This is a genomic window from Streptomyces alkaliphilus (assembly GCF_014141535.1).
In the GTDB taxonomy this organism is placed as follows: domain Bacteria; phylum Actinomycetota; class Actinomycetes; order Streptomycetales; family Streptomycetaceae; genus Streptomyces; species Streptomyces alkaliphilus.
This window is the reverse complement of sequence record NZ_VKHT01000097.1, coordinates 1-9,024: the sequence shown is the minus strand read 5'-3', so window position 1 is coordinate 9,024 and position 9,024 is coordinate 1. Positions and strand designations below refer to the sequence as shown.

Genomic DNA, 9,024 nt, shown 5'->3' with positions numbered 1-9,024 from the left:
GGCCCGGTCGGTCGCGGTGCGTCCAGGGGGGAACGCCCGGGCGTGAGGGACGTCGGAGCGCAGGTGGCGCCGGGGGCGTGACGGCCGGGTGGAGGGAGCTCGGCCCCGTCCCGAAGGAGGCGGAAGGGAGGCGAAAGGAGCACGGTTCGATCAAGATCCCCGCTGCCGGGAGCCCGGGCATCGCTTCCGCCACCGGGACGGGAGTATCCAGGACCGGTGCCCGGGCCACGGATCGCCGCGGGCGGGGTCGGTTCCCACGGGGCGGATGGGGCTACGGTGAGATCGACACCCGCCCGGGTCCGATCCGACCACCGGGCGGGCACCCCGGATTGTCACCGGTGGGACGGACCATCGGGAACGAAAACCCGAAAGGAAAGAAGAGGGCGACGTGAACACACTGCCGGAGCGGTTCGGGGTCCCGATCAGGAGTGCGGGGTAGAGGTTCGATGCACATCGTCATCATGGGTTGCGGGCGGGTCGGCGCCGAGCTGGCCCGGGAGCTCGAGGGTCGCGGCCACTCGATCGCCGTGATCGACCGGGATCCGACGGCGTTCCGCCGGCTGGGTTCCCGTTTCGGCGGTCGGCGGGTGACCGGTCTGGGTTTCGACCGGCAGACGCTGGAGAAGGCCGGGTTGGCCGAGGCCGGGGCGTTCGCCGCCGTCAGCAGCGGTGACAACTCCAACATCATCGCCGCCCGGGTGGCCCGCGAGGTGTTCGGGGTGGAGAACGTCACCGCCCGCATCTACGATCCCCGTCGGGCCGAGGTGTACGAGCGGTTGGGTATCCCCACCGTGGCGACCGTGCGGTGGACCGCCGACCAGATGCTGCGCCGGTTGCTGCCCTCGGGGGCGGAGCCGCTGTGGCAGGACCCCAGCGGGGCGGTACAGCTGTCCGAGGTGCACATCGCGCCCGGCTGGTTGGGGCACAAGGTGGCGTTGTTCCAGGAGCGGACCGGGGTGCGGGTCGCTTTCCTCACCCGGATGGGCGAGGCGATGCTGCCGACCTCGAAGACGGTCCTCCAGGAGGGGGACCTGGTGCACGTGATGCTGCCCTCGGACCGGGTGGCCGAGGTGGAGGCCGCGTGCGCGCTGGGCCCCGAGGAGGAGCGGACATGAGGGTCGTGATCGCGGGCGCGGGTGCCGTGGGCCGGTCGGTGGCCGGGGAGCTGTTGGAGAACGGGCACGAGGTGCTGCTCATCGACAAGTCGCCGCACGCGGTGTCGGTGGATCGGGTGCCGGAGGCCGAGTGGTTGCTGGCGGACGCCTGTGAGATCACCTCGTTGGACGAGGCGGCGCTGGAGCGCTGCCAGGTGGTGATCGCGGCCAGTGGCGACGACAAGGTGAACCTGGTGGTCTCGCTCCTGGCGAAGACCGAGTACGGGGTCCCCCGGGTGGTGGCCCGGGTGAACAATCCGAAAAATGAGTGGCTGTTCAACGAGGCGTGGGGCGTGGACGTCGCGGTCTCCACGCCGCGCCTGATGTCGGCGCTGGTGGAGGAGGCGGTGAGCGTCGGTGATCTGGTCCGGCTCATGCGCTTCAGTCAGGGCGAGGCCAACCTGGTGGAGCTGACCCTGCCGGACACGGCGACGTTGGTCGGCACCCGGGTGGGTGAGGTGGCGTGGCCGCAGAACACGGCGCTGGTGACGATCATCCGGGGCACCCGGGTGCTGATCCCGGATCCGGACGACGCGCTGGCGGCCGGTGACGAGCTGCTGTTCGTGGCCTCGCCGGAGCGGGAGCGCCAGTTGGAGGATTTGCTCTCGCCGCGTGAGGGGCGCGGGGAGCGGGGCGAGCGCGGGGAGCTGTAGGGCCCTCACGCCGGTCGGGCGGGGCCGCCGGTGCGCGCCCCGCCGAGCCGACCCCGGCGGATCGGATGGGTCCGGGGGACCACGGTGGTCGGGCCCCGGCGAGCGCCCCTGCCCGATCGCGGGGCTCCGGGAAGTGGGCGTCAACCCCGGTGCGCCGGCTCGGGGCCGGGTGCCGCGCCGGCGCCGGCGCGCGCGGAGAACGCCCCACCGATGATCACCGCCCGCCGGCGGGTGAGGAGTCGGGGCAGTTTCACGGCGAGGGCGTTGCGGCGGCCCGAGATCACACTCGGTCCCCGTCCGCGATCCAGGGCGCGCACGGCCGTGCGGACCACGTCCTCCGGGCTCTGGTAATTGCCCTTGTAGGTGCCGCCGCCCGGGTTGTCGAAGAACTCCGTGCGGGTGAGCCCCGGGCTCAGACAGAGCACCCGCAGGCCTGTGCCGCGGGACTCGTACCAGATCGACTCCGTGAAGCTGAGCACGAACGCCTTGGATGCGGAGTAGACCGCCATTCCCGGCGTGGGGGTGTGGGCGGCCATGCTCGCGACGTTGACGAGTACACCGCTTTCGGCGCGACGCAATGGCTCGATGAACGCGCGGGTGATGTCGACGAGGTTCGCGACATCGACGTTGATCTCGTCGGTGAGGCGGTCGGGGTCCTCCTCGTGGAAGACGCGGTCGGTGGCGAAGCCGGCGTTGTTCACCAATCCCGTGATCGTGATCCCGCGGGTCGCCAGGTCGGCGGCCAGCCTGCGGCCGGCACCGGGTACCGCGAGATCGAGGGAGATCGCGGTGGCCCGAACCCCGTGCCGCTTCCCGAGTTCGGAGGCGAGCGCCTCGAGGCGCCCGAGGCGTCGTCCCACGAGGACGATGTCCGAGCCACGGCGCGCGAATTCGTGCACGAAGGCTTTGCCGATCCCGGAGCCGGCTCCGGTGACAAGGGTGGTCCGGCCGGTGTAATCAATGGCGGTCATGTCTACACCCTATGCGGAAAGTTGCATCAAGTGCAATCATCTGCACTGAGTGCCACGGTCGTAGACTGAGGACATGGTCGAGCCTCCAAGCCTTCGGGAACGCAAGCGTCGTGCGGTACGGACGGAGATCACGGACACGGCGATGCGCCTTTTCGCGGAGAACGGCTTCGAGGCGACGACGATCGATCGGATCGCGGCGGCCGCGGGCATCTCGCGTCGTACCTTCTTCCACTACTTCGGGAGCAAGGAGGAGCTCGTCCTCGGCGACACCGAGGCCCTCGGCGAATCGGTCCGTGCCGCCCTCGAGGCGCGCCCGGTCGAGGAGTCGGCGTGGACCGCGATCCGGGAGGCGTTCATGACCCTGCGCCCCCCCGAGGATCTGCCGACGGTCCACCTCGCCATCGCCCGGATGTGCCACGAGGTGCCGTCCTTGCGGGCCAGGCATCTGGAGAAACACCTGCGGTGGCAGACGCTGCTGGCACCCGACATCCAGCGCAGGCTGGGCCTGCCGGAGAGCCCGGTACCCGACCCCCGGGCCCGGGCCTTCGTCGCCGCCGCGCTCGCCTGCCTCGACGCGGCGGTCGACGCCTGGGCCGAATCCGGGGGCACCGCCGATCCCGTGCGCCTGTTCGACGAGGCGGTCGCCGTCCTGCGGGAGCGGACCATCGCGCCCGATCCCCCGGAGGGGGCCGAGCGGGAAACCACGGACGCACCGGGCCGGTCCGCTCGGTGACCCCGTCCCTTCCCCGAACAAACGGTGCCCGCGCGCCGGCGGTTCGCCCCCTTGATCAGTCGGTCGCCACGACGCCGCATCTCGGGATCGGGTCCCCGCGCGGCCCGCGAAGGCCCCCGGGCCCGGGCGGTCCGGCACCGATGGGACCGGCCGATCCCGGAAAGGGCCGGGCCCCGTCGACCGTGGTGGTCGACGGGGCCCGGTCGTCGTGTGGGCGGGGTCTCGGACTTCCGGTGGCTCAGGGACCGGTGCCGGCGGTGCCGGCGGCGCGCGCCGCCGCGCGGGCCCGCTCCTCCTCGCGCTCGCGTTCGCGTTCCTGCTCCCGCCGCTCCTCGGCCTCCATCTCGGCGATGACGTCGATGGGGGCGGGGGCCTTCACCATGATGATCCAGGTGAGGTAGACGGCCAGCAGGAACGGCGGGATGCCCAGGGCCACCCGCAGCCAGCCGAGCTGGGCGGCGTCGCCCCAGAAGTAGATGGGGAAGGTGATGGCGGACTTGGCCAGCAGGATGGCGCCCCACACGTAGCTGGCCTTGACGTAGGCCCGCTTCCGGCCGGGATTGCGGGTGCGCCAGGAGAGGTTCTCCTTGAACAGCGGACCGAGGATGAGGCCGAGCAGCGGGAAGCCGAGAGCGGCGGAGACGGTGTAGGCGATGCCGAGGACGAGCGTGTAGATCATGCCCGGCAGGTAGAAGTTGCGGGCATCGCCGGTCATCATCGCGAAGACCGCGCCGATGACCACGCCGAAGACGCCGCTGAAGGCGTGTTTGGTGGGTCCGCGCTGCACGAGACGGAGGAGGAACATCACCCCGGTGATGGACAGCGCCAGGATCGCCGAGGTGTTCAGGTCCCGGTTGAGGGTGTAGCTGAGCACGAAGACCAGACCGGGAACGGTGGTCTCGATCATCCCTCGCACGCCACCGAATGCCTCGAAGAAGGCCGCCTTGGTGGCCGCCTCGTCCGGCTCCGGGGGTGCCTGCTTCGGGCCCGCGGGATCCGGTTCGGGGGCGCCGGGGGCGCCGTTCGTCCGCCTGTCCAGGGAGGTCACCCGTCACTCCGTTCCGAGGGGTTTGAGCTCATAGCGGGGGTTGAAGAGCACCGGTCGTCCCCGGGAGTCGACGACCCGGCCGGAGGCGATCATGTCGCGGCCGGGTTCGACCCCGGCGATCGATCGGCGACCGAGCCAGACGATGCTCAGCGAGGCCGAGCCGTCGTCGAGTTCGGCCTCCAGGGCGGGCAGCCCGCCCACCGTGCGCTCACCAACTGTACGGAGGGTACCCCGCACGGTCACCACACGTCGCCCCTCGGGACCTTCCGTGCAGTCGCGGATGTGGACGCACTCGGCCTCATCGGCCTCGTCGGCCTCCGGGACCGGGGACTTCGCGGAGGAGTCCTGGAGGCCCAACAAGCGCCGCCATCCGGTGCCGCGTCGCCCGGAACGGCTCCCATCAGTCATGCGTTCAGCCTAACCCCCGGTCGGGAGGGTGTCGGGTTCCGGTGTCGGGGCCCCATCGTCCGCGGAGGGGGAACACCGACGGGGGCGGTCCCGGGTCTCCCGGGACCGCCCCCGTCCGGTCGGTCGAGCGGCCGGGTCAACGAACCTCGGAGATCTCCGGACCCCGGCGCAGGCGGTCCATGCCGCCCGCGAAGCGGGAGACCGAGTCCTGATCCTGCGCCTCCTGCTTGCGCACGCCCTCGGGCACCATGGTGGCGTCCTCGGGGAGCTTGAGGACGATCGGGTCCCGGGGCGCCATCGGCTGGTCGCCGCGCACCACGACGGTGTCGCGGAAGACGCTCTCCAGTACGCCGGAGGCCTGCGGCTGCACCGCGCCCTGGCCGGAGATGACACCGCGCAGGAACCAGCGGGGGCCGTCCACGCCGACGAAGCGCACGACCTGCATGCCGCGCTTGCCGTCGGGGAGCTGGACGGGGACCTGCGCCCGCAGCTCCCAGCCGAGCGGACCCTCGACCTCGTCCACGACTCCGCCCTGACCGGTGATGCCGGCGCCGATCTCCTCGCGGATCTCCCCCCAGATGCCCTCGCGCTTGGGGGCGGCGAACGCCTGGAGCTGCACGGCGCTGTCCTTGAGGACGACGGTCGCGGCGACGATCGACTCACCGGCGACCTCGACCCTGAGCTCCATGCCCTGCACGCCGGGCACGAAGAGTCCACCGAGGTCCACCCGGCCCTCCTCGGGCCGGGTCACCTCCGAGATGTCCCAGGGACCCTCGGGGCGGGGCGCCGGGGCGAGTTTCACCCGGCGCACCTCGGCCTCGTCCGGAGCCTCCGGAGCGGTGGGCTCGACAGCCTCCCCGGGCTCCTCATTCCGCTTGCGGCGACGTCCGAACACGTCACTGTCCTTTCACGGCGTAGGTGTGTTCCGTGCCGGCATGGCCACCGGTGGAGCCGAAGCCCCCGGAGGCCCGTGCCGAACCCGGCAGCTGCGCGACCTCGTGGAAGCGCACCGTCTCGACCCGTTGGACCACCAGTTGGGCGATCCGGTCGAACCGCTCGAAACGCACGCTCTCCCGGGGGTCGAGATTGATCAGGATGACCTTGATTTCTCCACGGTACCCGGCGTCGACGGTCCCCGGGGCGTTCACGAGGGCCACTCCGCACCGCGCGGCGAGCCCGGAGCGGGGATGGACGAAGGCGGCGCACCCGTCGGGGAGCGCGATGGCGATACCGGTGGGCAGGACGGCGCGCTCACCGGGTGCCAGCTCGGCCGGCTCGGTGGTCACCAGATCCACGCCCGCGTCGCCGGGATGGGCGCGGGCGGGGAGCGGGACGTCGGGCGTCGTGCGGCGGATCAGCACGTCCACCGGCTCCTGCGGTCCCGGGAGCACCCGGTCACCCCTCTTCCTGGTCGTTCCTGGTCGTTCCTGGTCTTCCCGGTCGCCTTGGTCGGCCGGGGGCGCGACCGGCGGTTCCCCGTCGCGGTGCGGTTCGGGACCGTCACCCCCGAGGGGCGCACGACCTCTTTCACGCGCCGGTGAGCGTGCGCGGGGGCGCACGCCTCGGTTCACACCCCGGATGGGACCGGGCCACCGGGGCCGGGTGGTGCCGGGCCCGAACGCCTCACAGACCCTACCGCCGGTGCGGGGGATCCGGGTGCGCCCGGGATGCTTGTTCCATGGAGTCCGACGCGAACCGGCCGCCCCGGCCGCCCCGCCCCTACGAGGAACGTCTCACGGTGCCCCGCGCATGGTGGCTGATCGCGCTGATGGGCGCGGCGCTGACGGGGGTGACGCTGGTGCCGCTGGGCCCGGTGGCGGCCCTCGTCGGCACGACCGCGGCCCTGGCGGTCTGCGGGATGGCGCTGAGCGCGTACGGCTCGGCACGGATCCGGATCGCCGGGGGAAACCTGCTGGCGGGTCGGGCCCGGGTGCCGCTGTCGGCCCTCGGGGCGGCCCGTCCGTTGGACGGGGCCGAGGCGGTGGCCTGGCGAACCCACCGGGCCGACGCCCGTGCGTTCATGCTGCTGCGGGCATACGTGCCCACCGCCGTTCGGGTCGAGGTCGTCGATCCCGACGACCCGACCCCCTACCTGTACCTCTCGACCCGGAACCCGCGACGCCTGGCGGCGGCGCTGGAGGCGGGACGCGGCTGCGCTCCGGAGGCGGAGGGGCGTCGCGCCGTTCGGATGGACCGGCCGGCCGGGGCGGCCGGGGCGTCCGAACGGCGCGACGCCGGGTGATCGACCGGGCGGGACCCCCGCGGTCCCGCCCGCCGCGCACTCCGGAGCGGGCTCACCCGGCGCAGTCGCGGCAGATCGGCGAACCGTTCTTCTCCGCGGCCAGCTGGGAGCGGTGGTGTACCAGGAAGCAGCTCATGCAGGTGAACTCGTCCGCCTGGCGGGGCAGGACCCGGACCGAGAGTTCCTCGTTGGACAGGTCGGCGCCCGGCAGCTCCAGGCCCTCGGCCTGCTCGAACTCGTCGACATCGACGGTGGAGGCCGACTTGTCGTTGCGTCGGGCCTTCAGTTCCTCGATGCTGTCCTCGTTGACGTCGTCGTCGGTCTTGCGTGGTGTGTCGTAATCGGTGGCCATGCTCGTACTCCCCCTTTGGGTGTCCGTGGTGTTCGGTGATGGTCTCCAGCGCGGGTAACGCCCGGAGGGCCGGTCTTGTGCCCGACTCGAGGCGGAGATTTTGCCTCACATCAAGCTGTGTTACTCAATCGACACCCGGCCGGGCGCCCGAAGGGGCGATCGGAGGCACGGGCGGCAACGTGCTGCGGGGGCCGGAAAGCCGGTCACGGCGGTCGACTGCCCCGGGAAACGGGGTCGTATGTGCGATTGATCACATCCGGCGTTTTCCGTCCGGACATCATCTCAGATCGGCAGAAACACCCGCATCACGAGGCCGCCCTCCGACCGGGGCTCGGCGGTGACCGCGCCACCGTGGGCCCGGGCCACCGATCGCACGATGGACAGGCCCAGACCCACCCCGCGGTCGCTGTGGGTCCGCTCGTGTCGCAGCCGTCGGAAGGGCTCGAACATGTTGTCCACCTCGTAGGCGGGCACCACCGGACCGGTGTTCTCCACCTCCAGCACGACCTGGGAGCCGCGGCGCTCGGTGTCCACCCGCACCCAGCCGCCCTCGGGAAGGTTGTACCGCACGGCGTTCTGCACCAGGTTCAGGGCCACCCGCTCCAACAGCACCCCGTTGCCGTGCACGGGGGCGGAGCGGCGGGTGCCGCGCAGTTCCACGCCGGCCTCGGCGGCCTCCGACCGGAGTTGTTCCACCGCCCGGGCCGCGGGCTCCGCGAGGTCCAGGGGTTTGCGTTCGGTGATCTCGTTGTCGCTGCGGGCCAGGAGCAGCAACCCCTCCACCAGCTGTTCGCTGCGCTCGTTGGTGGCCAGCAGGGTGCGCCCCAGCTGGGTGAGTTCCGGTGACGCGGCGGGATCGGCGAGCTGTACCTCCAGCAGGGTCCGGTTGATCGCCAGCGGGGTGCGCAGCTCGTGCGAGGCGTTGGCGACGAACCGCTGTTGGGCCGTGAAGGCGCGGTCCAGGCGGTCCAGCATCTCGTCGAAGGTGTCCGCCAACTCCTTCAGCTCGTCGTCCGGGCCGCCCAGCTCGATGCGGCGGTGCAGGTCGGATCCGGCGACCCGACGCGCGGTGCGGGTGATGCGGCCCAGCGGCGCGAGGACCCGACCGGCCATCAGGTAGCCGAAGGCGAAGGCGAGGACCGCCAGGCCGAGCAGAGCGAGGAGCGAGCGCTGCAGGAGTTCCTCCAGCGCCAGCCGGCGCTGGATCCCGGCGCACTCGGCGTACCAGGAGCGGAAGGTCTCGGCGTCCACCATGCCCGCGATCGGTCGGCAGGCATCGGAGGTGATCTCCACCTCCGCCTCGCTGACGAAGCGGAACGGGACCGCGCTGCCGGCGCGCAGCGCGTTGGCGGCCAGCAGGTAGATGATGCCGAGCAGCACGACGCCCGCGATGAGGAACATCCCGCCGTACAGCAGGGTGAGGCGGATGCGGATGGTGGGACGCAGCCAGGGCGGCCGGGGGT

Annotated in this window: 11 protein-coding genes; 4 read left to right on the top strand and 7 right to left on the bottom strand. The window is 71.9% G+C overall.

The annotated features are described in order from the left end of the window. The first annotated feature begins 446 nt into the window (after nucleotides 1-446). Nucleotides 447-1,115 carry a potassium channel family protein gene (locus FNQ90_RS05690; RefSeq protein ID WP_182605255.1) on the top strand — a complete coding sequence of 223 codons (669 nt, stop codon included), beginning with the start codon at nucleotides 447-449 and terminating at the stop codon, nucleotides 1,113-1,115. Then, complete coding sequence (locus FNQ90_RS05685) at nucleotides 1,112-1,807, top strand: potassium channel family protein (protein WP_182605254.1); 696 nt, start codon at nucleotides 1,112-1,114, stop codon at nucleotides 1,805-1,807. The genes FNQ90_RS05690 and FNQ90_RS05685 overlap by 4 nt, the downstream gene beginning before the upstream one ends. A gap of 140 nt (nucleotides 1,808-1,947) precedes the next feature. Here FNQ90_RS05685 and FNQ90_RS05680 read toward each other — a convergent pair whose 3' ends face one another. After that, entirely contained in the window at nucleotides 1,948-2,778 is an 831-nt protein-coding gene (locus tag FNQ90_RS05680; RefSeq protein WP_182605253.1) for an SDR family NAD(P)-dependent oxidoreductase, read from the bottom strand. Nucleotides 2,779-2,851: 73 nt separating this feature from the next. Between FNQ90_RS05680 and FNQ90_RS05675 the strand changes: the two genes are divergently transcribed. Beyond that, entirely contained in the window at nucleotides 2,852-3,511 is a 660-nt protein-coding gene (locus tag FNQ90_RS05675; RefSeq protein ID WP_182605252.1) for a TetR/AcrR family transcriptional regulator, read from the top strand. Nucleotides 3,512-3,749: 238 nt separating this feature from the next. Here the strand turns inward: FNQ90_RS05675 and FNQ90_RS05670 are convergent, their stop codons facing one another. From FNQ90_RS05670 to dut, 4 genes are all read right to left on the bottom strand, one after another. Beyond that, entirely contained in the window at nucleotides 3,750-4,559 is an 810-nt protein-coding gene (locus tag FNQ90_RS05670; protein WP_323379793.1) for a DUF3159 domain-containing protein, read from the bottom strand. A gap of 3 nt (nucleotides 4,560-4,562) precedes the next feature. Beyond that, the gene (locus FNQ90_RS05665) at nucleotides 4,563-4,967 is read right to left on the bottom strand and encodes an OB-fold nucleic acid binding domain-containing protein (protein WP_182605251.1); all 405 of its coding nucleotides are present in this window, start codon (nucleotides 4,965-4,967) and stop codon (nucleotides 4,563-4,565) included. 136 nt (nucleotides 4,968-5,103) lie between these two features. After that, a complete protein-coding gene (locus tag FNQ90_RS05660) occupies nucleotides 5,104-5,862 on the bottom strand; it encodes a DUF3710 domain-containing protein (RefSeq protein WP_143620965.1) in 759 nt (252 codons plus the stop codon). A gap of 1 nt (nucleotide 5,863) precedes the next feature. Further along, nucleotides 5,864-6,358: a dUTP diphosphatase gene (gene dut / locus FNQ90_RS05655; protein WP_182605250.1), complete on the bottom strand. Its 495-nt coding sequence runs from the start codon at nucleotides 6,356-6,358 to the stop codon at nucleotides 5,864-5,866. A gap of 287 nt (nucleotides 6,359-6,645) precedes the next feature. Between dut and FNQ90_RS05650 the strand changes: the two genes are divergently transcribed. Continuing rightward, nucleotides 6,646-7,209 carry a DUF3093 domain-containing protein gene (locus FNQ90_RS05650; protein WP_182605249.1) on the top strand — a complete coding sequence of 188 codons (564 nt, stop codon included), beginning with the start codon at nucleotides 6,646-6,648 and terminating at the stop codon, nucleotides 7,207-7,209. A gap of 52 nt (nucleotides 7,210-7,261) precedes the next feature. Here the strand turns inward: FNQ90_RS05650 and FNQ90_RS05645 are convergent, their stop codons facing one another. Beyond that, on the bottom strand, nucleotides 7,262-7,561 hold the full coding sequence (locus tag FNQ90_RS05645; RefSeq protein WP_143620971.1) for a DUF4193 domain-containing protein: 300 nt from the start codon (nucleotides 7,559-7,561) through the stop codon (nucleotides 7,262-7,264). Nucleotides 7,562-7,843: 282 nt separating this feature from the next. Then, the coding region (locus tag FNQ90_RS05640; RefSeq protein WP_182605248.1) for a sensor histidine kinase at nucleotides 7,844-9,024 on the bottom strand (1,181 nt) is incomplete at its 5' end.